23 protein-coding genes, 1 pseudogene and 1 riboswitch are annotated in these 23543 nt (G+C 51.9%); of the genes and pseudogenes, 18 read left to right on the forward strand and 6 right to left on the reverse strand.

What is annotated here, in order from left to right; all coding sequences use genetic code 11:
• Positions 1–27: 27 nt before the first annotated feature.
• Positions 28–1653 (reverse strand): flagellar assembly protein A, encoded by a 1626-nt coding sequence (locus MKX70_RS07280; protein ID WP_340839789.1) that lies wholly within the window; start codon positions 1651–1653, stop codon positions 28–30.
• A 102-nt stretch (positions 1654–1755) separates the two neighbouring features.
• A riboswitch (cyclic di-GMP riboswitch) is annotated at positions 1756–1849 on the reverse strand.
• A gap of 449 nt (positions 1850–2298) precedes the next feature.
• Positions 2299–3399 (reverse strand): FUSC family protein, encoded by a 1101-nt coding sequence (locus MKX70_RS07285; protein WP_340781734.1) that lies wholly within the window; start codon positions 3397–3399, stop codon positions 2299–2301.
• A 293-nt stretch (positions 3400–3692) separates the two neighbouring features.
• Between MKX70_RS07285 and MKX70_RS07290 the strand changes: the two genes are divergently transcribed.
• Genes MKX70_RS07290 through MKX70_RS07305 form a run of 4 tightly spaced genes read left to right on the forward strand, consistent with a single transcriptional unit; the run spans position 3693 to position 7519 of the window.
• Positions 3693–4817, forward strand: a complete 1125-nt coding sequence (locus MKX70_RS07290) for an ABC transporter ATP-binding protein (RefSeq protein ID WP_197073006.1) — start codon at positions 3693–3695, stop codon at positions 4815–4817.
• Positions 4807–5613 (forward strand): ABC transporter permease, encoded by an 807-nt coding sequence (locus MKX70_RS07295; RefSeq protein WP_340781735.1) that lies wholly within the window; start codon positions 4807–4809, stop codon positions 5611–5613. Before MKX70_RS07290 ends, MKX70_RS07295 begins: the two co-directional genes overlap by 11 nt.
• On the forward strand, positions 5610–6449 hold the full coding sequence (locus tag MKX70_RS07300) for an ABC transporter permease (RefSeq protein ID WP_042240597.1): 840 nt from the start codon (positions 5610–5612) through the stop codon (positions 6447–6449). The genes MKX70_RS07295 and MKX70_RS07300 overlap by 4 nt, the downstream gene beginning before the upstream one ends.
• Positions 6446–7519, forward strand: a complete 1074-nt coding sequence (locus MKX70_RS07305) for an ABC transporter substrate-binding protein (RefSeq protein WP_340781736.1) — start codon at positions 6446–6448, stop codon at positions 7517–7519. Before MKX70_RS07300 ends, MKX70_RS07305 begins: the two co-directional genes overlap by 4 nt.
• 950 nt (positions 7520–8469) lie before the next feature.
• Here the strand turns inward: MKX70_RS07305 and MKX70_RS07310 are convergent.
• From MKX70_RS07310 to MKX70_RS07325, 4 genes are all read right to left on the reverse strand, one after another.
• Positions 8470–9144 (reverse strand): hypothetical protein, encoded by a 675-nt coding sequence (locus MKX70_RS07310; protein WP_340839790.1) that lies wholly within the window; start codon positions 9142–9144, stop codon positions 8470–8472.
• A gap of 124 nt (positions 9145–9268) precedes the next feature.
• The gene (locus MKX70_RS07315; protein ID WP_340839791.1) at positions 9269–10093 is read right to left on the reverse strand and encodes a class I SAM-dependent methyltransferase; all 825 of its coding nucleotides are present in this window, start codon (positions 10091–10093) and stop codon (positions 9269–9271) included.
• Positions 10094–10204: 111 nt separating this feature from the next.
• On the reverse strand, positions 10205–11056 hold the full coding sequence (locus MKX70_RS07320; protein WP_340781739.1) for a 1,4-dihydroxy-6-naphthoate synthase: 852 nt from the start codon (positions 11054–11056) through the stop codon (positions 10205–10207).
• Positions 11056–11763 carry a futalosine hydrolase gene (locus tag MKX70_RS07325; protein WP_340781740.1) on the reverse strand — a complete coding sequence of 236 codons (708 nt, stop codon included), beginning with the start codon at positions 11761–11763 and terminating at the stop codon, positions 11056–11058. Before MKX70_RS07325 ends, MKX70_RS07320 begins: the two co-directional genes overlap by 1 nt.
• 402 nt (positions 11764–12165) lie before the next feature.
• Here MKX70_RS07325 and MKX70_RS07330 point away from each other — a divergent pair, with 402 nt between their 5' ends.
• The 14 genes and pseudogenes from MKX70_RS07330 to MKX70_RS07395 form a co-directional block, all read left to right on the forward strand.
• Positions 12166–12855, forward strand: a complete 690-nt coding sequence (locus MKX70_RS07330; protein ID WP_042240584.1) for a response regulator transcription factor — start codon at positions 12166–12168, stop codon at positions 12853–12855.
• Positions 12856–13076: 221 nt separating this feature from the next.
• Entirely contained in the window at positions 13077–14015 is a 939-nt protein-coding gene (locus MKX70_RS07335; protein ID WP_042240581.1) for an ABC transporter ATP-binding protein, read from the forward strand.
• Positions 13999–14706, forward strand: coding sequence for an ABC transporter permease (locus tag MKX70_RS07340; RefSeq protein ID WP_340781741.1), 708 nt, complete (start codon positions 13999–14001; stop codon positions 14704–14706). The genes MKX70_RS07335 and MKX70_RS07340 overlap by 17 nt, the downstream gene beginning before the upstream one ends.
• A gap of 13 nt (positions 14707–14719) precedes the next feature.
• Positions 14720–15466 carry an ABC transporter permease gene (locus MKX70_RS07345; protein ID WP_052416786.1) on the forward strand — a complete coding sequence of 249 codons (747 nt, stop codon included), beginning with the start codon at positions 14720–14722 and terminating at the stop codon, positions 15464–15466.
• Between the two features lie 26 nt (positions 15467–15492).
• The gene (locus MKX70_RS07350) at positions 15493–16377 is read left to right on the forward strand and encodes a sensor histidine kinase (RefSeq protein WP_340781742.1); all 885 of its coding nucleotides are present in this window, start codon (positions 15493–15495) and stop codon (positions 16375–16377) included.
• Positions 16378–16411: 34 nt separating this feature from the next.
• Entirely contained in the window at positions 16412–17134 is a 723-nt protein-coding gene (locus MKX70_RS07355; RefSeq protein WP_340781743.1) for a LytR/AlgR family response regulator transcription factor, read from the forward strand.
• A 141-nt stretch (positions 17135–17275) separates the two neighbouring features.
• On the forward strand, positions 17276–17758 hold the full coding sequence (locus MKX70_RS07360) for a MarR family winged helix-turn-helix transcriptional regulator (RefSeq protein ID WP_042240572.1): 483 nt from the start codon (positions 17276–17278) through the stop codon (positions 17756–17758).
• Positions 17759–17959: 201 nt separating this feature from the next.
• Positions 17960–18361, forward strand: coding sequence for a DoxX family protein (locus MKX70_RS07365; protein WP_039308226.1), 402 nt, complete (start codon positions 17960–17962; stop codon positions 18359–18361).
• Positions 18362–18488: 127 nt separating this feature from the next.
• Entirely contained in the window at positions 18489–19439 is a 951-nt protein-coding gene (locus MKX70_RS07370) for a ring-cleaving dioxygenase (RefSeq protein WP_340839792.1), read from the forward strand.
• A gap of 2 nt (positions 19440–19441) precedes the next feature.
• Positions 19442–20059 (forward strand): alpha/beta hydrolase, encoded by a 618-nt coding sequence (locus MKX70_RS07375; RefSeq protein ID WP_340841630.1) that lies wholly within the window; start codon positions 19442–19444, stop codon positions 20057–20059.
• A gap of 258 nt (positions 20060–20317) precedes the next feature.
• Positions 20318–21547, forward strand: a complete 1230-nt coding sequence (locus tag MKX70_RS07380; RefSeq protein ID WP_340839793.1) for a multidrug effflux MFS transporter — start codon at positions 20318–20320, stop codon at positions 21545–21547.
• Entirely contained in the window at positions 21544–22410 is an 867-nt protein-coding gene (locus MKX70_RS07385; protein WP_042240557.1) for a DMT family transporter, read from the forward strand. The genes MKX70_RS07380 and MKX70_RS07385 overlap by 4 nt, the downstream gene beginning before the upstream one ends.
• A gap of 89 nt (positions 22411–22499) precedes the next feature.
• Complete coding sequence (locus tag MKX70_RS07390; RefSeq protein ID WP_042240553.1) at positions 22500–22859, forward strand: FlxA-like family protein; 360 nt, start codon at positions 22500–22502, stop codon at positions 22857–22859.
• Positions 22860–23110: 251 nt separating this feature from the next.
• A pseudogene (locus tag MKX70_RS07395) lies at positions 23111–23488 on the forward strand (phosphatidylglycerol lysyltransferase domain-containing protein); the annotation flags it as partial.
• Positions 23489–23543: the final 55 nt, after the last annotated feature.

The raw sequence follows: 23543 nt of genomic DNA on the forward strand, positions 1-23543 counted from the left end.
TTTGTCAGGGGTTACATTACAGCAGGCTTAGACCGTTTCTGCGTCCGCGTCCCGCAGGATCAGTTCTCCGCCGGACTCCAGGATACTGTTATGGGAACGGGCGATATTAATGAAGGCATGCTCCTCCTGGAGCAGTTCAATGTCTTCACACAGATTACGCAGCAGCCGGGAGAAGCTGTTCAGAACACTGTCAGTGATAAACTCGGTGAACTGCCCCGGATGGGTAAAAACCTCCAGCATCTGCTTGAGCTGATCCGTACCGGGCTGGGGGGCACCTTCCATGCACAGCAGTGCGGATTTAAGATCGCTGATCAGGCACTCTATATGGCTGTACTTATCCTCCAGCAGCAGCATAACCACCAGACCGTATTTCACGGATTGCTGGCGGGATTCTACATTCTTGGCCAGCAGACGGGCGGCTTCCCGCAGTCCGCCGACTTCAGTCAGCAGCAGACTGGAGAAGCGGTGCAGGCGGTGCTGGTGTACGCCGGCAAGTCCTGTATGCAGGCTGCAGCCGGTTACTTGACCGCTTATATAGATGCTGCCGGTAGCCGTAATTGTAGATTGGCAGACGTTGCCGTAGACATACACATTCCCTAACGCCTCAATACACATAGGGCCTTCAATATCTGAGGGTACAACGATGTCACCTGCAAATATAATCTCACCGGCCGTTGCCGCCATTTCCTTGGTGATGAGGCATAGGGCAGGGAAATCGCAGGTTGTGACGCTGCCGGAGTCTCCGCAGATGCGGGGTCTGCCCGTACGCAGAGCCGCGATCTCTCCGTTTGGAAGCAGCTGTGCATGGTCTCCGGCTGCGAAATAAATATCCTGGGGTGGAGGTGGAGGCAAGACGCCTCCTTCTACGTCAAATCCGGGAATTCCCTCTTCTGGCGGCAACTTGCGGGCAAAGACCTCTCCCTCTCTGGCGAAGGGGGCTCCCGGAAACCGGAGATAATCTAAGAAATCTGCAGCTTCCGCAGTTCTTCCCTCCCGGAGCATTCCATTGCCTGTGAGCGTATGCTCCGGGAGGGACAGCTGCAGCCTTGATTTCTTGCCGGGCAGCGGGGCTCTCCCTTCTACGATACAGACTGGGAGATATGTAGGGTTGTTCAGTTCGGCGTATAGGGCCGGGATATTCAGATTCCGCAGAATGGAGCGGTTATCCAGCGAAGAGAGAATCTGTTCTATAGTGAGCGTGGACAGCAGCATCGCCCGGTTAGGTTCAGCCCGGACTGCGGCTTCGAAGGAAGCCGGGCAATTAACCAGATTCCAGGCGTACTTTTCTGCACGGTACAAGGTGAAATGCACTTTGAGCTTGTCAGGTGAAACGGTAATCTGATACTGTGGCTTCTCGCAAATTTCCCAGGTTATATGATCCGCTGAGGTCACCTCAGTAGGCTCTGTAACGGTCTTCCAGTTGATCTTCAGCACTACAGGATGCACAGCGGAGATCCGGGCTGGCTTGCCGCCAGAGAGCGGGGGAGTAATGAAGATCTGATTATTCTGCACAAGGATAATTCCATCCTTATCTCCATTCATCCCGCCGGAAGTCTGGCCCTCCACAGAGAAAGAATCCAGGAATCCCGTACGTTCAAGCATCAAGGATTCCACGAAATCATATCGGGTTGGTTCGATGAATTGCTGCGGCATTAGCTTAACCTCGCTTTTTCGTATAATCAATGGCATTCGTACAGAAAAGAGCATCATAAAGCCTGGGGGATCTCCCGGTGACTGATGGCTTACGTGGTCTCTATTGGCAGCCTGGCGACCATAAACGCGGATTCTCTGCATTCTTAGGCCCATTGCTTTGCGTCCTACCCTTTCAGGAAGTTTGCCTTTAGAAATAGATCAATGATATACACTCAGCATGAGGCGATTTAAATCGACTGTAATCGACAAAAAAGGTCATAACTGGTTCCTGCGCTGCAGGAACTTCTGCAAACAAGCTTAATTCTAGTACTTAAGGAGCTATTTTTCAACTCTATTCTGCCAATTTATCAATAATCTTAAAATGTGCAGCTCTAAGTTGTCTGGAAAACTGGTTTCCCAGCGCTTACAGCTTATGGGAGGACCCCTTCTGCAAGAGCCCTTGTTGCTCAAACCCTACTGCTAATTGAATTATTGTACAACAATAATATATTTCCGCCCTATGACTGCCAATAATCCGCTAAAAATCAATGCGTGTAACTTCCAGTTGAACCGGGAGGGCATAGTGTCGTTACGGGAACAAATCATGAGGATGGGAACTAAATCTGATTCGGCTTTACCGCACAGGAAAAAGGGACTCTCCCAAGCCTATAGCTTATGGGAGAGTCCCTTCTGTATGAATCGTATCGCGCTCGCCGGTGCAGCCTTGGCGGGCTGCGCGCCAGCTGAGATTGCCGCATAATCAGCGCGTTCAATCTCTTCAAGAATCCGGTTCAGATGCGAGAACACCGCGCCAAGATCACGGAATGCGGCGAGCGGGCATTGACCCTGCAGCTCAGAGAACCAGGCCAGCTGCACATCACGGGCGCGGCGAAGGCTCTCGGGGAGCGAACGTCCGCATTCCGCATCCGACAGCGTCCGGGTACCATATAAGGCAATGCAGTCTGCCGTTGCCGTCACAACCTCTGTCATCCAGTCGGCTGCGGCATAATGGGCAGGAAGCAGGGAGAGCTCTTCGGAAATTCCTTTGACGTAGGAATGCACCCTGCTAAGATGGGAGGTAGCCTGTGACAGTGTACCGAGCTCTTTGCGGCACTGGTAATGGGAGAGCGTGAAGTGAAGCTCGTTCTGCAGTTGCTTACTCTTGCCAAGCAGTTCACCGGAAAGCTTAAGCGCGGTCAGTGCCTGGGCAGCATCCCGTCCGCCGGACGTCAGGCCGGTTAAGGCATCGGACAATGTCAGGCTGCCCCTCAGTGCCAAGTCCTTGACCTTGACGAACCCCTTGGGCGGAACGATAATCATATTTATAATTAAGGCAATCAGCACGCCGATCAGGGTCTCGGCGACTCTCCAGACGATGTACCCATCCTGATAGAAGGTGAGCGCCAGGACGGAAGTGACGCCAACCTGCGAAACGGCCTGGATATTAATCCGGCAGGCGGTGGCTACGCCTATACCGAGCAGCAGCATCAGCAGAATCGAGAGCGCACCAACATCGAAGAAGCGGCCCACGACCAGGCTGGCGATTCCGCCTAGCACAATACCGAGCAGCCGGTATGCCCCTTTTTCAAGCGAGGCTTTGACACTGCTCTGGGTGATAAGAATCGCCGCCAGCGGCGCAAAGTACAGATAACGGTCGCCATACAAGCTGTGTACCGCGAGCCAGGATAGTGATGCAGCAAGGGTAACACGTATCATATAAAGGGATAATCCGAACTTCTCAAGGCGGTCTTGTAACCCCTCGTTCATGGTAGTCATCTTCTTTCGCAAATGTAAGAAAAATTTTATGTTTTTCAGCCGTTTTCATTATAGCACCTCAAAACAGGCCACGCCGGGTCCATTTTTTACGAACTTGTTAAGTTTCTGTACTGCAATTAATAATGTAAGCTATCGCATATATCGAATGATTCCTATATGCTATATATATTGAAGTCTGTCGAACAAAGGGAGGAAATGTCACTTATCCGCGCTGAGGATGCTGCTTATGGATTGTCTCCCGCAATAAGCGGGTAAAATAGGTTGTACTACATAAGGTAGGGAGGTTGTTAGCTATAGCTACCCAGGAAGGCACTATTATTTCTTTTGATCAGGTTATTAAGCAATATGACGATGAAGAGGCTGTATTAAAAGGCGTGAGCTTCGAAATTGAACGTGGTAAATTCTATACACTGCTGGGCCCCTCGGGCTGCGGGAAAACGACCATTCTGCGTTTGATTGCCGGCTTCGCTGAGCCGACTGAAGGTTCCATTTATCTGAACGGCAAAATCATCAACCATATTCCCGCCAATGAGCGGCAGGTCAATACGGTATTCCAGGACTATGCGCTGTTTCCGCACCTGAACGTATTTGAGAATGTGGCTTTCGGACTGCGGATCAAGAAGCTTAAGAAGGATGTTATTAATCAAAAGGTGCAGGAGGCGCTGCGCTTCGTCAATCTGGTCGGCTATGACCAGCGGGCGATAAATGAGATGTCCGGGGGACAAAGACAGCGTGTCGCAATTGCGCGAGCGATTGTCAACGAGCCGCAGGTACTGCTGCTGGACGAGCCGTTGTCCGCGCTCGACCTGAAGCTGCGCACGGAGATGCAGTATATTCTGCGGGAAATGCAGCAGCGGCTGGGCATCACCTTCATCTTCGTTACCCATGACCAGGAAGAGGCGCTGGCGATGTCCGACTGGATCTTCGTCATGAACGGCGGAAAGATTGAGCAGAGCGGTACGCCGAACGATATCTACGATGAGCCGATCAACCGCTTCGTGGCGGATTTCATCGGCGAGTCGAACATCGTGCCGGGCGTAATGATTGAGGACTATGTAGTTGAATTTAACGGCCACCGGTTCGAGTGCGTCGATGCCGGCCTGAAGCCGAATGAGGCGGTGGAGATCGTCATCCGGCCGGAGGATCTGGAGATTGCCACAGTAGAAGCGGGAAAGCTGAAGGTGCGCGTGGATTCCCAGTTGTTCCGCGGGGTACATTATGAGATCAGCTGCTATGACGGCTCAGGCCATGAATGGCTGGTCCATTCCACCCGCAAGGCGGAGGTAGGCAGCGAAATCGGGCTGTATTTTGATCCGGAAGCGATCCATGTTATGCGTTTCGGCGAAACGGAGGAAGAGTTCGACAAACGTCTGGAGGCTTACGGCGAGGTGGAGAGCGATGAAGAGTAAGGGCAAGTCGTACTACCTCATCCCGTATTACCTGTGGATTGCGTTGTTTGTTATTGCACCGGTGCTGCTGGTTGTCTATTATTCCCTGTTCGATCTGGACGGGAAGCTGACGCTGGACAACTACGTCAATTTCTTCACGCCGGTATATATGAGAATGATGCTGAATTCCTTCTGGTATGCTTTTCTGATCACACTGTTCTCGCTCTTGGTGGCATACCCGGCTGCTTATCTGCTGACGCGCACGAAGCACAAGCAGCTGTGGCTGCTGCTGATTATTCTGCCGACATGGATCAATCTGCTGCTGAAGACATATGCCTTCATCGGGATCTTCGGCACCTTCGGCCCGGTTAACAATTTCTTCGATTTAATGGGGATAGGAGAGCAGCAGATTCTCTTCACGGGCTTCAGCTTTGTATTTGTATCCGTCTATATCTTCATCCCGTTCATGATTCTGCCGATCTTCAGTGCACTGGATGAGATGAATCTGTCGCTGGTCGATGCGGCGCGCGATTTGGGTGCCTCCGGGTGGACGACGTTCCGGCGGGTTGTGTTTCCGCTGACGATCTCCGGGGTCCGTTCCGGCGTTATGGCGGTATTCATTCCGGCGCTGTCGCTCTTCATGATTACACGACTGATTGCCGGCAACCGGGTAATTACACTCGGCACCGCGATTGAGCAGCATTTCCTGGTCACACAGGATTGGGGCATGGGCTCTACGGTAGCGGTATTCCTGATCGCCATTATGGCGCTGTTCATGATTCTTACGGGCAGCTCGCGGAAAGGGGTGCGCGGGTGAGAAACAAAAGCAAAAATAAAAACGGGATTGCCAATATCTATCTGGTGCTGGTCTTCCTTGTTCTGTATGCGCCGATTTTCTATCTGATGTACTACTCGTTCAACAGCGGCGGCACCATGCATGAATTCGAGGGCTTCACACTGGATTATTACCGTGAGGTCGTTGCTGATACCCGGCTGATGATTATTGTGATTAACACGCTGGTGATCGCGCTCCTGTCTTCGGCGATTGCGACACTGATTGCGATCATCGGAGCACTGGCAATCCAGCATGTCCGCAGCCGCCGGGCCAAGAACACGCTGCTCTCGCTGAATAATGTGCTGATTGTCAGCCCGGATGTGATTATCGGAGCCTCGTTCCTGATCCTGTTCACCATTGTCGGGATCAAGCTTGGCTTCACCTCCGTTCTGCTCTCGCATGTGGCGTTCAGTATTCCAATTGCCGTCATCATGATCCTGCCCCATCTGCAGGAGATGAGCCTGACACTGACTGACGCTGCCCGGGATCTCGGGGCTACGCGCCGCGATGTGCTTACGAAGGTAGTTCTGCCGATCATCAAGCCGGGGATTTTCAGCGGGTTCTTCATGGCGCTTACCTATTCCCTGGACGATTTCGCGGTAACCTTCTTCGTAACCGGTAATGGATATTCCACACTGTCGGTTGAAATCTATTCCCGGGCACGCCAAGGGGTCTCATTGTCGATTAATGCATTGTCGACGTTGATCTTCCTCTTCACGATTCTGCTTGTAGTAGGTTACTACTACCTTAACCAGCGGAAGAGCCGCCCGCCTATGCAGATTGCAGAACCGGTTGCCGAAGCGGGGGTGCCTAGATGAAACAGCTGGTAAATACGTTTCTGGCGATTCTGATCGTGGCATTCGGGCTGATGTTCCTGGCCTCCAGGCTGAACTCGGCCGAGGGCTATTCCGGCGGCAATACGCTGACGATCTACAACTGGGGTGATTACATCGATCCTGAGCTGCTGGAGCAGTTCCAGGAGGAGACCGGCATTACGGTGATCTACCAGACCTTTGACTCTAATGAGGCGATGCTGACCAAGGTTGAGCAGGGCGGTACGGTCTTCGATGTCGTGGTCCCTTCCGACTATGCCATTGCCAAGATGCGCGAAGAGAACCTGCTGCTGCCGCTGGATCACAGCAAGCTTCCGAATCTGGCCAATATCGGGTCCGAATTCATGGATCTGTCCTTTGATCCCGGTAACCTGTATTCGGTGCCTTATTTCTGGGGGACGGTAGGTATCATCTACAACCCCGAGATGACGGAGGGCATCGATTTCAGCAGTTGGGATTCGCTCTGGGATAAGCGGCTGGACAATAATATCTTCCTGGTCGATGGAGCACGCGAGGTGATGGGCATGGCGCTGAACAGTCTGCACTATTCCGTCAATGACAGGAATGAAGAGCATCTGCAGGAGGCGTTGGCCAAGCTGAACCGGCTGTCGCCGAATGTGAAGGCGATCGTCGGCGACGAGATCAAGATGCTGCTGGCGAACGAGGAGGCGGCTGTCGGAATCGTCTGGTCCGGCGATGCTTCGGAGATTATGGATGAGAACGACAAGCTGGATTACGTAGTGCCGGAGGAAGGCTCGAACATATGGTTCGACAACATGGTCATTCCGCGCGGCGCAGCCAATATCGAAGGGGCACATAAGTTCATCAACTTCATGCTCCGCCCGGATGTGGCGGCGCAGAATACGGAATATGTCGGCTACTCTACGCCGAACGTTCCTGCCCTGAAGCTGCTGCCGGAGGACATCTCCGGCGACGAGCGCTTCTACCCGCCCGCCGAGATCACAGACCGGCTGGAGGTCTACGATAACCTCGGTAAGCGGATGCTTGCCCATTATAACGAGCTGTTCCTGAAGTTTAAGATGAATAAGAAGTAGGTTGCCGGTCATTGAGTGCCCGCATGCGGAGGTTTCGCATGCGGGTGTTTTTTTGCTGGGGAAGGGTAGGGGGAGCTTCTGCAGAGCGGGATGGCTGGCAGGATGGGATAGAAGGATGGGGCTGGAGGGATAAGGCTAGAGGGATTGGGCTAAAAGGGCGAAGTTGGGGGGGAGAGAAAGGAGGGAGGCTAGGGCTTGAGGGAGAGAGGGGGGAAGCTGGAGGGATAAGGCTAGAGGGATTGGGCTAGAAGGGTGAAGTTGGAGGGAGAGAAAGGGGGGCAAAGGCTAGAGGGATTGAAGAGAAAGTGTTAGCTGGAGGGCTGAGGCTAGAGGAAGGGGGAGAAGGACGAAGCTAAGGATGAGATTAAAGGGAGGGTGAGAAGGATGAAGCCGGAAGGCTAGGGTCAGAGCACTGGTGAGGGGCATGACTTGTTGGAGAATTGTATGGCCCTCACCGGCTACTGAGGCAATAGAGGCAGTATTAGTTGGATTTTCTACACTTGCTGGTGAACGAATGAACCCTGCGAATGCAGCAGGTGGATAAACAGCACTTAAATTATTACATCTTACCCCAAGTAGCTGAAATCACCCAAATTAGTTGCTGTTTTTCCACTTGCTTGGCCACGATCCTACGAAATCGATAAATTAAGATACCTTTTTCCACTTACTGTTACAGCAGTTGATTCGCGGCACTACAGCCTACAGCCAGCAGCGGGTTCAACGATCCACCTGAACGTTGCTGGCGGTTCTGGTTATTTTCGGATACATGTTACTGGGCAAACGTCTAGCGGACAAAGTATAGTGGAGATCCACTTGTGTTGCAATGTTCGTCTACGTCAGTGTATGGCCCGCAACGGGTCGCATTAATGCTGGTCCGCAGCCCCAGCCCGCAGCCGTTACATTAAATTTGGTCTGCTGCGGAAACGCAAGTAGATTGCTCCGTATGCAGATTAATTAATATATTCAAGCACACTGCGCTTCAGCTCATACCGTGCGGTCCGTTCCTGATTACTGGTGGGGACGGGAAGAAGCCAGCCTTTGTCAGCCAGGTTGTGTAACGTCCGGACTGCGGTTCCGTAATCGACAGAGAAATGTTCCTTCACATCCTGCGGGCGGATGGGCCGGGACAGATGGATAATCAGCCGGATTACCTCCTGCTCCATTAGCTGTACACGTGACACAGGTGCCTCGGCAGGCTGATATCTGCCCAGTACGAGCCGCAGCAGGGTCATACAAAGCTCAGGGCGCTGCTCAACATCATCGTACGCGAATGAAATCACATGATAGCCCATGGCGTACAGGAAAGTTTCCCGGTTAAGTTCGCCGCAGTATTTAGTCCGGTCCATATCGCGTACATGTGAGGCATAGCCTTTGATCTCGATCAGCAGCTTCACGTATCCCGGTAACCAGGCGAAATCTGCAAAATACGATCTTCCCCGCCAGTCCATGACCTCGTATTCTGGATGCAGCCCTTCAAAATGTCCCCGCAGCGGCCACCAGACTTTATTCAGAAACAGGATCTCGGCATGCCTATGCCCCCGCTCCAAGCGCGCCCGGCGTTCTCCTTTAGGTCTGCTGCCCAGATGCCCGTTGATAAACTGCAGATGTGCTTCTTCAAATGTCATGATTCTCAAGCCTCCCCCGAAAATAGAAAACGCCCCGGCTCCCCCAATTGGGGGAAAACCGGGACGTTCTTCGTCTCGCTGTTATTAAGCTTGGATATGGCTAGAATGACAGCATGAAAAGCCTTTATTTCACGCCGATCCGCATCCGGTAGCTAATCAGCACCTGCAATGTCCGGCCCCGGAAGTAGTTCTTAACCTCTGCCGAGAACTCGGCAATATCTTGCTCAAGTGAGGCCGGGCTAAGCTTCAGAACCGATTGCATTCCGCCTTGGCTGAGGGCCAGGCCGATATAGCGCTCTGCATTGCAGGCTTCTGTGTTGTGAAAAACGATTTCTCGCGCGTAAGTGAAACATCCGCTGGCATTGATCCGGCCCAGATGTCCTTCCTTATCCCACTTGCGGGCCTGATCCGAATCAGGCTGGAGCTCCTTAAGCAGGGCGTCTGAAGTGGCAATCAGCCTATTGTAACGGGCTTCAATAGCAGGGTTCAGTACCAGAGGCCAATCGCAGTCATAGGCTGCGAACACTCCGCCGGGACGCAGACAGCGGGAGATTTCCTGAAGTGTGCTGGCCGGGTCCATCCAGTGGAATGACTGCGAGCAGGTGATGATGTCGACGCCCTCTGAGGCGAAGGGAAGCTGATTGGAGTAGCCTTGGATAAAAGACAAAACCTGCGCCCCGTTGTCCAGACGGTCCAGCTTCTCCTGCGCTTTGCCCAGCATATCCGGGTTGGGCTCCACTCCGGTTACAGAGTCGGCGGCGTCTTTCCACAGGAAGGTGGACAGACCGGTGCCGCAGCCTATATCAGCGACCACGGCCGGACGGCTGCCCAGGTAATTACTCAGCAGCTCAATAACGAGCGGCGGCGCTTCGGGCCGGTAACGGTCGTATTCATCCTGATATCCCAAGAAGCGGTCAATATTAGGCTTGCTGTTACCTGCAGGAATCATAGGAATCAGCCTCCATATGAGTTGTGTTTGTGCTTTATCATAGATAGTCTAAGCGTCAATATTCAAAAATCCGGATAAACATAGGCGGATAAAAAGCTAGCAACTTCTGAGCTAGCGCAGCAGCTCCGGATCAATGGCAGGCACGAGACCCTCAGCGGCGGCGCGGGTTAGCAGGGCAGAGATTGCCGCGTAGCCGTCCTCGCCCAGGTTCATCGTGAACTCGTTGACGTAAAGATCAATATGCGATTTGGCTACTTCCGGGGAGAGCTCCTGGGCATGGCTCAGGACATATTCCTGGCAGTCCAGGGGATGATCCCAGGCATACTGTAAAGAGCTGCGGATCCAGCCGGTAATGGCCTCGTGGTCCAGATCCCGGCGGGCGATGATTGCGCCCAGCGGAATAGGCAGGCCGGTGTCGCTTTCCCACCAGCTGCCGAGGTCAGTCAGCAGGTTAAGATTATAGGACGGGTAGGTGAAGCGGGCTTCATGAATGACCAGCCCGGCATCAATCGTGCCATTCTGTACAGCAGGCATGATTTCATCGAAGGGCATGACGACGATCTCAGCCGGGCCGTCCGGCACCTGCTGCGCAGCCCACAGCCGGAAGAGCAGGTAGGCGGTGGAGCGCTCACTTGGCACGGCTATTCTGCGGCCGGATAGCTGACGCGGATGTTTGATGGCATCTGCACCTTTGCGTGTCAGTACGAGCGGGCCGCAGCCCCGTCCAAGCGCACCGCCGCAAGGCAGCAGCTTGTACTTATCCAGCACCCAGGGAAGCGCGGCGTAGGAGATCTTAAGGACTTCCGGACCGGCGCCGTCTGCCGCGAGGCCGTTGGTGATATCGATATCGGCAAAGGTTACCTCCAGCTTGGGTGCATTCGGCACCAGACCGTGCGCCCAGGCATGGAATACGAAGGTATCGTTGGGACATGGAGAAAAAGCAATATGAAGTTCGGTTGTCATTACAGCACCTCCAGTAGAATAGCCGCTGCCGCTGTGAGGGCGTCCAGGGCTTCTTTGATCTTCCACGCGGCCCGGTCGCGCGGGCCGACCGGGTTCGAGATCGCGCGCAGCTCCAGCGCTGCGATTCCCAGGGCCTTGGCGGCCACGGCGACCCCGTGGCCTTCCATCGCTTCCGCCGCCGCCTGCGGATGGCGCGCGGCAAGCTCCGCGGCCGTCCCGGCGGTGCCGGTCGCGGTCGACACGGTAAGCACGGTGCCCGTGCTTACCGTGAGCCCGGCCGCTGCCAGCGCGGCCGCAAGGGCCTGGACCGTGCCGCCCGGCGCAGGCACGGACACGCTGCCGAAGCCGAGCTCGGCAGCGCTGCGGAAGCCCTCCGGCGTCTCTGCGCCGAGGGCCGCGTCAAGCATCTCGCTGGCGACGACCAGCGAGCCTACGGGTGCACGGCCGGGGAAGCCGCCGCCGATCCCGGCGCTGATGACGCAGCCGTAGGAGCCGGCTGCCAGAGCGGCGGCGGTGCCCGCCGCCGCCGCAGCGGTGCCGGCTCCCGCTGCGATGACATGGAACCTGCGGCTGCCCTGCAGGCCGCGCAGGACGGCATCCCGCTCGGCTGCGACAGCGGTTACGATCAGCACGCGCGCCGCGCGTGCTTCTTGCGCTGCAACAAGGTCCGCGGCGGTCTGCGAATTCAACTCAACCTTCGCTTCCATAATCTGCCTCCCTTTATATGTTTGTATCTAAAGATCTTCGATAAAACCGCTTGCCGGGATTCTGTTCCTTCAATTCATCTTTACCTTTGAAAGTCTACGCCGTTTCTGAGAACAGGTCAAATTCGCAGGGGGTGTTCTAACGGAATCTCCAGACGTGTATAACGGCAGATACAAATGCTATTCCGAACAGTATTTCTTTGGCTATCGGACTGGAAAATATTGATCTTATGTTGAAAAAAATGTGTTCTATGCGCAAAGATATAACAGGATGTTGATAATCGTTTTTTCAAGAATAAGTGTTAAAATAAAGGATAAGAGGAAAAAATATACGTAAAAATTCCATGAGTCCGAGATTGGCCGGATTTGTGAGCAGTGAATGCAGGTATATAAGGATGTGGAAAATTGGAGCATATACTGATAGTTGAGGATGAGAAAGAAATTAACGGTCTGCTTCGCTGCTTCATATCGGAACACGGTTATTTGACTACTTCTGCGTATAACGGATTAGAGGCCCTGCAACTTATTCAAAGAGAATCTTATGATCTGATTCTGCTAGACCTGATGCTGCCGTATAAGAGCGGAGATCAGCTTCTGTGTGAATTACGGGAACATTCTGCAGTACCAGTGATTGTGATCTCAGCCAAGGATACAACGCAAACCAAAATTGAGCTTTTACGGATCGGGGCAGATGATTATATCACTAAACCTTTTGATCTCGATGAGACCCTTGCGCGGATAGAAAGTAATTTACGGCGGAATAAAATGAACCAGGATACTGCGGGAAACAGATGTTTAACCTATCAGGATATTCAGCTCGATGAGATGAAGCATAATGTAGAGGTTAAGGGTCGCGAGCTTGCGCTTACAGCCAAAGAATATGGAATTCTTGAACTGCTTATGAAACATCCGGAGAAAATATACTCCAAAGCCAATCTGTTCAAAAGCATCTGGAATGAAGAATATATGAGTGAAGACAATACACTAAATGTTCATATTAGCAATATACGCAATAAGCTGAAGGCAGCCAGTCCGGATAAGTTATACATAGAAACCGTTTGGGGAATAGGCTACCGCTTGTATAAAACAGACTAGAACCGGTTGATTATTATATGCCTTATTATGAAGGAACCGTTTGCTCATGGCGCAAGCGGCTCTTCCTGTTGGGAGCAAAAGCTCGCATGAACCATAACTTTAAGAATTCTTTAAAGAGATCCCGGAGGAAATTAAGAATTTCTTTAAGATTACCTCTTACTATAGTCAGTAACGGTAAATATATACTTAATGCTTAACCGTAGAACTGGAGCGTGACAGACATGAGTGACATCATCCTTACGACCAACAATCTCACCAAGAAATATAATCATACATTGGCCTTGGATAATATTAATCTGAACATTGAAAGAGGAAAGATGTATGGCTTCATTGGTCAAAATGGGGCTGGGAAAACAACGCTGATCCGCCTTATTGTAGGGTTATCCTTTCCGACAAGCGGCGAGTTGTACCTGTTCGGCAAGACAGGGAAGCAGGCGCTGCAAGAGCAGCGTAAACGGATCGGCTGTATGGTTGAAACGCCTGCTCTATATCCCAATATGACTGCTGTGCAGAATCTGGAAGTCCAGCGGATTCAGCGGGGAATACCCGATCGGCATGTTATCAGGGAGACGCTGGAGCTGGTCGGTCTGGATGATCATCTTACTGGCAGAAAAGCGGTCCGTAATTTTTCTCTGGGAATGCGCCAGCGGCTGGGTATTGCGATTGCCTTGCTGCATGACCCTGAACTGCTTATTTTAGATGAGCCGATTAATGGGCTAGACCCCATGGGGATCGCCGAAATGCGGATCTTGCTGAAACGCTTAAATGCGGAACGCGGGACCACGATATTGATATCGAGCCATATCCTTAACGAGCTTTATCAGACGGTGTCGCAGTATATCCTTATTAATCAAGGTGTCCTGATTGAAGAATTAACACAAAGCCAGCTGAATGAGAAGTGCAAACGCCATATTGCGCTGCAGACCAATCATGTAGAGAATGCCCTGCTTGCTTTAGAAAACCGGCTGCATATCAAAGATTATCAGGTTATGCCTGACGGAACCATTAAGCTGTATGATCACTTGGATGACATGGAAGGCATCTCGTCCACATTAATGAAGGAAGGCGTCCTGATTACGGGGATGACAATGGCTGGAGATACTCTGGAAAGTTACTTCCTCGACCGTATTGGAGGAGAGAAGCATGCATTGTCTCATTAAAGCAGAAATTTACAAGCTGGTGCATGACCGGAGCTTTTTTATCCTTTTGGCTTTGTCTATAGTACTGGGCGGCTTCCTTATGCTGGATCAAGGAAAACTTACCGGATATGAGAGTGTATTTGCGTCCTTGTATAATGCACCTATATTAATGCTGCTGACATGTGTATTTGGGGCGCTCTACATTGGAAAGGATTTTGCAGACCACACGCTGCATCACATGATTTGCGCTGGGCATTCACGGAACCATGTATTTCTTAGCAAAACGATCCTATTTGTAGCGGGGTCGAACATGATTTTACTCCTTCAGCCGATCCTTAGTATCGCTCTTAATGCCGGTATTTACGGGTGGGGGCACCAATCTTTCGGGTCAGATCTGAAGGAGATAATAAAATTATTTCTTACAACAGCTGTATTGAACGCGGCTATGTGCGGAATCTCCCTACTGGCGGCATTCATATGTAAAGATGTTGGTAAAACCTTATCCATTCCAGCGCTGTTTTATTTTTTGACCATATTCCTGTTAAACGGCCCGAACGCGAAAGAAATTGCGCGGTTTATTCCCCTGGGGCAGCTGAGACTGTTAATCGGGGATTCTTCATCGACAGGAGCGGCTCTGCTGGTCGGAATAATTTTTTTAGGCTGCTTCTGCGTAGCGACCGGCAGGATTTTTAACCATTCGGAACTTTATTAAAGGGGGGGATGCCATGAATAATCTTATGCAGATGGAATGGTACCGCATAAAGTACAATAAATTTTTTGTCGGCTGTGCGCTGCTGAGTATCATTTACGGACTATTTGCCAGCAAAAGCTATATTGCCGATTTGACCACACATAAAGACGCTATAGGGATCTTCTATGCCATGGTTTATGACTCCACTGTCTGGCTTGTATTGTTCTCTGCTATCGTGGCTCTGATGATCGGTCATGATTTCACTAACCGCACGATTCACCTGGAGGTTGTAGCAGGTCATTCCAGAATAAAAATCTTCTTCAGCAAATGTCTTATCTATTTAGCCGTGTTTAACCTCTTAATGCTGCTGGGTCCGGTGGTGGGTAGCATAAGAATGTCTTTTCAGCTGGGCTGGGGAGATTCATGGAATCATGATGCTTTGTATATCCTGCGGGTAATCCTGTTTTCGTTATTGCTGAACAGCGCGGTATTTTCAGTCTGTATATTTTTTGCCTTCATATTCAAGGATTCTGCTAAAACGGTATCTGTATCGATGATTGTTCTGTTTATCAGCGCTATGTGTATCGCCTATGCCGGGCCGATGGGCTGGTATGATGTTGTACCGTGGCTGCGGTTTCTGCCGATGAATCAAATTAGAGCATCTTTAGCCTATTCTCTCTCCCTGGTCCAGGCGACAGAGATTGCACTTTCCGGGATAGTGTACCTGCTGTTGTTCATCGCACTTTCATTTCAGAGGTTCAATACTTGTGAACTCAAATAGGGACGGGGAAGGAGGCGTAATAATCCATGATGTATATTGTTGTTCTGCTCACGGTAATGCTTGCGGTGCTTATGTTTCGCCTCTTTTCGTTGAAAAGGCAAATACGCAATGTCACTAAACAGATGGTTGAACTGTCATCCGGGACTATTGAAAAGAAGTTGAATATTTCATTAATAGATAAGAATTTGAATGTGCTCACTGCAGAAATAAACAAGAACCTGACGAAGCAGCGTGAGCTCCGTATTAACATGGCACGAAGCGGCAATCATCTGAAAGAATCCATAGCTAACATCTCCCATGACCTGCGCACACCGCTGACCTCGATGATTGGCTACCTCCAGCTGTTGCAAAAAGGGGCTATAACACCAGAGCAGCGTGAGCAAATAGGAATTGTTTTGCGCAAGGGCCATCATCTGCAGACATTAATTAAATCATTTTATGAACTGGCTGTATTGGATTCAGAAGAAATTCAGCCGAAGTTCAAGAATGTGAATTACTCTAATGTGATTATGGATAGCGTTGTGGAGAACGCCGCCATGTTTGAAGAGCGGGGGCTGCATCCGCAGATAACGCTCCCGGAAGATAGCGTGTTTGTCTGGACGGATGAGGATATGCTGCGGCGTATCCTACAGAACTTGCTTGATAATGCAGCAAAGTATGCCACAGGCGAGATCAGGATCACCCTGCTGAAGAATAGTAAGACAGAATTGATGATGACGAATACGATATCAAGTCCGAAAGAGGTTGATCCGGCACGGCTGTTCGACCGCTTCTATACTTCAGATGTATCGCGAAGTGTAGGGAGCACAGGGCTAGGATTGTCGATCGTCAAAATTCTAATTGATAAAATACGCGGAACGATCAGTGCTGAGTTATCTGGAGACCACCTACAGATCAAAATTGTATTGTGAAGGTCTCATAGAAAAATGTATGGAGATGACATAGATGCTCAAGATAGGAATATGTGAGGATGAACAAAACGTCCTTAATCAAATTAGCTGTTGTATTCAAGAAGCTTTAAACAATGAAATAGAATACAGCATCAAGGAATACAATTTCGGAATGGCCATGCTAAAGGACAGAGAAATTTTTGATCTGGTGATTCTAGATTTAGATATGTCGGGCATGAACGGATATGAGCTGGCACAGGAAATCCGGGAGCTTGATACAGAAGTGAAGATAGTATTTATAACCAATTACTCAATCTACAAAGATTATGCGTTCTCAGTTCATGCTTTTGGCTATCTGGTTAAACCGGTTAATCGTGATATTCTTTCTGCTATACTCCGAGATACCGTTAAGTACATTTCGCCGAGAAAAAAAGACACTCAACAGGTTAAATTTTTGTTCAAGGAAGGTGTGAAGTCGTTTCACCTCAAGGAAATATTATACTTTGAGTATATGAACCGTGACATACATCTACAGACACTAAGGGATAAAGAATACATAATCCATAAAGAAAAGATATCTAATATTTCGAAGAAAATGAGTCTATATGATTTTGTGGTTCCGCATAAGAGTTTTGTAATTAATCTGAACTATGTTAATTATGTAAAGGGGTACAATATCTATATTACGAACGGGGATATTATTCCGTTGTCACAGAGTAATTCTACAGCTTTTAGAAAAAAGCTGGATATTTTTCTCCAGAAGCAAGTAAATGAGTAAAGGGGGCGTTTCTATACGTAATGGGGTCTAAATTTTTGTACACCCTATACTGTTGACAGATTCTACAGTATGCTGTATATTTATCTTAACTTAAAGATAATTAACTTAAAGATAAACGCAAACACGAAGGAGGTGCACATTATGAGCGGAACTAATGACACAACAAACACAGCAGGTACAGCAGCTGAAGGAAGCATCGATCAGGAGCAGGCGGCATCACTGAAACTATTCGTTGTTCTGTCCAAGGCTTACAAGAGCCTGATGGATCAGGCGGTGAAGGATATGAAGAGCCACGGGCTGGCATCGGCGGAGTTCATGGTGCTGGAAGTCCTGTATCATAGAACGCGGATTCCACTGCAGCAGATTGGCGAGAAGATTCTGGTCACCAGCGGGAGCATCACCTACAACATCGATAAGCTGGAGAAGCGCGGACTTCTGAAGCGCGTTCCATGCGAGGACGACCGCCGTGTAACTTATGCCGAGATTACGGAAGCGGGGCGCGAGCTGTTCGATGATATTTTTCCCCGTCATGTCAGTTCCATACACAGCCTGATGGGCGGGCTGGACAGTGAAGAGAAGGCTCAGGCCACTCAGCTGCTGAAGAAGCTGGGCAAGGGTGTATAGAAGACGGACAGCGCAGCAAGTTGAAGAACTGGCCGGAGCCCAATAGATGACAGTCAGCTTTAGCAGCGGGATGAGGCATTGATGATCAAGCTAAGTCCCCGGATGCGGGCAAATTATATATAGATCAGCAGGACCCAAAATTTTTTACCTAATATCTTAACGTTAAGATAATTAAAATCGAGAGAATGGAGAGTGTTTAAAATGGTTAGTGTAGGTTTATTGTTGATGAGATTGGTAATTGGTGTAGCGTTTATCGGGCATGGTGCACAGAAGCTGTTCGGTTGGTTCGGCGGCTACGGCCCCAAAGGTACAGGCGGCTGGATGGAGTCGATCGGCATTAAGCCCGGCGTACGCATGGCGGTGCTGGCAGGACTGATGGAGCTGGTCGGAGGACTGCTGTTCACACTAGGTCTGCTGACCCCGGTGGCTGCTGTGCTGATTGCCGCAACCATGCTTGGTGCGATTGTCAAAGTCCATGCTCCTAACGGGTTCTGGTCTACGGCTAACGGGATCGAGTTTCCATTGACGGTGCTTGTGGTGGCGGTCGGGGTGGCCCTGGCGGGTCCGGGTTCGATTTCACTTGATGCACTTTTCTTTAAATAATAGCCGGTACGCCAGGCAGCCTGCTCCACAGACAGCGGGCGGCTGCCCAGGGCGGACGTCAAGATAGCATTCTCATTTTACGAAAGAACAGATGGTACAACACACCCAATTTCAGGAGGTAATAATCATGACTATGCAAACTGCAGGAATTCATCATATCACCGCTTTTGTAGGAGACGCTCAGCGCAACGCTGATTTCTATGCCGGAATTCTCGGATTGCGACTTGTCAAAAAAACCATAAACTTCGACGCACCCGACGTCTATCATCTCTACTTCGGCAATGAGCAGGGTGCACCGGGCACCATTATTACCTTCTTCCCCTGGTCTACCGGACGCAAGGGCAGAATCGGCGGCGGTCAGGTGGGCGTAACCACTTATGCTGTGCCGGCAGGCTCCATCGGGTTCTGGGAGCAGCGGCTGGCCGCTTATCAGATTCCGGTTACCAAGGTAAGCCGGATCGGCGAGTCTTATCTCTCCTTCGCGGACTACGACGGTTTGCGGATTGAGCTGGTGGAACGTGAAGAGGGTTCCTTGAGTACCTGGTCCTTCGCCGGAGTACCTGTAGAACATGCGATCAAAGGCTTCGGAGGTGCTGTTCTCTACAGCGCTGCCCCGGACAAAACAGCAGATACTCTCTCCCGTACGCTGGGAATGGAGCGGATTACTGAAGGTGACGGCTACATCCGGTACAGAGCTGCCGGTGATATCGGGAATATCATCGATCTGAAGACTACCCCGGTTCCGCAGGGGGCTGGCGGCACAGGTACCGTCCACCACATCGCCTGGCGCGCCAAAGATGATGCCGAGCAGCTGGAATGGGGCCGCCGCGTACAGAGCCACGGCTACCAGCCGACTCCTGTGCAGGACCGTCAGTACTTCAATGCCATCTACTTCCGTGAAGAAGGTGGAATCCTGTTCGAGATTGCGACCGATCCTCCCGGCTTTGCCCGTGATGAAGCGCCGGACGCGCTGGGACAGAAGCTGATGCTTCCGGCATGGTTTGAGCCGCACCGTGGGGCGATTGAAGAGAACTTAAGTCCCTTCGAAATCCGCGAAATCGGGGTGAAGCAGATATGAGTATGACTCATGTATTCCATCAAGGTACGGATGTAACTCAGCCGACGCTGGTATTATTCCACGGCACAGGCGGCAACGAGCATGACCTGCTGCCGCTGGCCGAACTGCTGGCTCCCGGCGCATCCGTGCTGGGCATCCGCGGAAATGTACTCGAGAACGGCATGCCGCGCTTCTTCCGGCGGTTGGCTGAAGGGATTTTCGACGAGGAAGATTTGATCTTCCGCACCCATGAGGTGAAGCAATTCCTGGATGAGGCTGCAGCGAAGTACGGATTCGATGCCGGCAATCTGGTTGCGGTGGGTTACTCCAACGGTGCGAACATCGCCGGCAGCCTGCTCTTCCATTACGGAGGCCTCTTCCGCGCGGCAGTGCTGCTGCATCCGATGGTTCCGCTGCGCGGCCTTGCAATCCCGTCGCTGCAGGGGGTTCCGGTCTTTATCGGGGCAGGAACCAATGATCCGATCATCCGCTCTGAAGAGACACGTGAGCTGGAATCCCTGCTGAGCGGCGCGGGAGCCGAGGTCACCTCGCACTGGGGCAATCAGGGACACCGGCTGAGCGCCGCCGAGGCTGAAGCGGCCAGGGACTGGCTGGCCGGTCTCACAGCTTCCGGAGAATAAATATAAAATAGTATGTGCACCGCCTGCGGGGGCTGCTGATCAGTGACATAATCGGCTGGCCGGCTCCTGCAGGCGGTTATTTGCGATATAAAGGTATAGGCCCGATACATTTACTCCCCTTCTATTCCCCGTTAATGCATAAAAGCATTGAACTTTCAGGCTGTGATCGGGTAGTATGAAGAATAAAAAACGGACCTGAGCAAAAACGGATTTGCTGTCTTTTAAAGGGGTGCCAAGAGAAAGGTTGCGTCACTATTCATGATTAAGCAAAATCATATTTCAGGTCTGGCGGAGGGTGGGCCGTCCAAGAAACAGCGGCTGCAGCTTGCAGTCATTCTGGGGGCTATCGCCACGATTGGTCCCCTGTCCATTGATATGTATCTGCCGGCTCTGCCTGCACTAAGCATTCATTTCACCACCAGTCCGGCCATGGTGCAGCTCAGCCTGACCTTCTTCCTGCTGGGGCTGGCCTCGGGCCAACTGGTGGCCGGACCGCTCAGCGATGTCCATGGACGCCGTGTTCCGCTCTTTATAGGTATGGTGATTTACGCGGTATCTTCACTGCTCTGTGCGTTCAGTCCTTCAATCGGGCTGCTGGTGTTTCTGCGGTTCATCCAGGGGCTGGCCGGCTCGGTAGGTGTGGTTATCTCCCGGGCGGCAGTCCGCGACATGTACAGCGGCTCGGAATTAACCAAGTTCTTCTCGCTGCTGATGATTGTCAACGGGCTGGGGCCGATCTTTGCTCCTGTCATCGGGGGGCAGCTGCTGAGAGTAACCACCTGGCAGGGCGTGTTTATAGTCTTGTTTGTGTTCGGACTGCTTTTTGCGGCCATTATTCTGCTGCGCCTGCCGGAGACATTGCCCAAAGAACGCCGGATCAAAAGCGGGCTCAAAGGGACCCTGCTCACCTTCTGTATCCTGCTCGGCAATGCCAAGTTTATGGGCTATGCCCTCTCCCAGGGCTTTGTTACAGCGGCTATGTTCGCCTACATTTCCGGTTCTTCCTTCGTATTGCAGATTATTTATGGGGTATCCCCGCAAATGTACAGCCTGATCTTCGCAGTTAACGGGCTCGGCATTATTATCTCCGGGCAGATTGCCGGCCGGTTGTCCGCAAGAGTAGGGGAGCGCAAGCTGCTGATTAGCGGCCTTCTGCTCTGTACTTTCGGCGGTGTCCTGCTGCTGGTTACCCTCCTTGCCGGAGGCGGGCTGCTGCCGATTCTGGTCTGCCTGTTCGCCGTGGTCTCCAGTGTGGGTCTGGTGAGTACAACCAGCTTCTCACTTGCCATGCAGGATCAGGGGGAAACGGCAGGCAGCGCCTCTGCACTCCTGGGTCTGCTTCCCTTGCTGCTGGGCAGCTGTGCGGCTCCGTTAGTCGGACTTGGCGGCAGTGATTCTGCATTGCCGATGGCGCTGGTCATCGCAGGCGCAGGAATTCTGTCCATTTTATCTTACCTGCTGCTCTGCAAAAGGGCGGACAAGCCATGAGCCGCAAGGATCTCACCACCCTGCTGCTGCTTGCCTTTGCCTGGGGAGCTTCCTTCCTGTTCATGCGGATCGCCTCTCCCGAATTGGGGCCGGTCTTCACGACCGAGCTGCGTGTTACGCTTGCCGGAGCAGCCCTGCTGCTCTATGCGTTAGTGACCCGGCGCAAGATGGGCATCCTGAAGCACTGGAAGCAGTTCCTGCTGCTCGGGGCCATTAATGCCGCGCTACCGTTCACCTTGATTTGCATGGCTGAGTTGCATCTGAGTGCTTCGCTGGCGGCAATCCTTAATGCCACGACCCCGATGTTTGCGGCCCTGGCCGCCTGGGGAACCCGGCAGGAGAAGCCCGGCCTGGCCAAGTCGGCCGGCCTGGTCATTGGTCTAATTGGCGTAGCTGTTCTGGTCGGCTGGAGTCCGGTACCGCTCACAAGTACAGTTCTCTTGTCAGTGGGGTACTCGCTCTGCGCCGCATTGTGCTATGCATTCGGAGGATTGTATGCTTCACGTGTGGGTTCCGGCCTCACGCCGCTGGCGCTTGCTGCCGGACAACAGCTGGGTGCAAGCGTGGTGCTGCTGCCGCTGGCGGTGATTTTTGCCCCGGATCATCTGCCCTCGGCCGCTGCTGTATACTCCGTACTAGGTTTGTCGCTGATTTGTACCTCGGTGGCTTACCTGCTGTACTTCCGCCTGATCGCGAGCATCGGTCCGGTCAAGACCGTCAGCGTCACATTTCTCGTGCCTGTATTCGGCCTGATGTGGGGAGCCATCTTCCTGCATGAGCCGGTCTATGCCAATACCCTTGCCGGACTGGTTATCATCCTGCTGAGCGTAACACTGGTTAACCGGAAGCTGCGCAGGTCTTAGGACAACAGACATTCAGCAAACTTTCAGCGCATTTTAACGTTCTTCTGGGGTGAGAGGGCTATATTGAAGAGGTGAAGGGAGGGATAGGCATGAATATTTCATCCGTATCCGCATCAACGTCCACCTCGTATTCGTCCTCCAGTGCAACGGACACAGCCGCGCTAGAGAAGCAAAAGGCAAAGCTGGAAGCTGATCTTGAGAAGGTAAGTTCAAGTAAAGACGACGAGAAGACCAAAGAAACCAAGACCAAACAGCTTGAGCAGCAGATCAAGCAGATCGAAGCGCAAATTGCCCAAAAGTCACAGGGGACAAGCAGCTCCTCTTCGGCCGGAAGTGCAGCTGTACCGCCAGAGAAACCTGCTGACAGCAGTAAGCTGATGGCGGCATCTGCGCAGGAAATTGCGACGGCAACTACAGATCGCGAAGGTAGATTTGACATTCGGGTATAACCCGGCTAACCAGCATGCCTGAGAAGAGGACCGCAATTGCCAGGGTGCAACAAGAAATAGGCATCCGGACTGATCGCAGTCCGGGTGTCTATTTTTTGTATCCCATTATTTTGTATCCCAGGATCAATCAACCTTCGGTTTTCCGCTGAACTCAAGCTATTCCTCTGGTTATTGCTACTCTGCAGTGATTTGCACTTTGCCGGCTGTCTAACTCTGGTGAACATACAACCGTTATACGGGTCATCTGCTGCTACGGACACAAGTCCGTGTCCATTGATCTCATGCGCCACCGCAAGGATACCCCAAACGGGATTATGGAGTACGTTTTCCTGTGTCTGCTGGAGTGGGCGAAGTCGCGGGGGTTCCGCAGCTTTCATCTGGGTCATGCCCCACTGCCTGGTGCCGGCAGGAATACCGGAGCGCTGCGCGAGGAGAAGGTGGCCCGCCTGGTCTTTGAACGCGGCGGGCACTGGTACGGATTCTCCGGCCTGCGGCGGTATAAGGAGCAATTCGGGCCGCAGTAGGAGCCGCGGTATCTGGCCTATCCTGCATCGCTTACCCTGTACCCTTTAACCCTCGATCTGGTGAGACTGGTTTCGCGCCATCCGGGTCCGGAGGATAAGGAATAAGAGCTGGACGATTCTCCTGAAATGGAGGATACTAATTTTACCAGCAACCGGACTG

The sequence above is a fragment of the Paenibacillus sp. FSL R7-0312 genome (assembly GCF_038004445.1).
Classification (GTDB): Bacteria; Bacillota; Bacilli; order Paenibacillales; family Paenibacillaceae; genus Paenibacillus_AQ.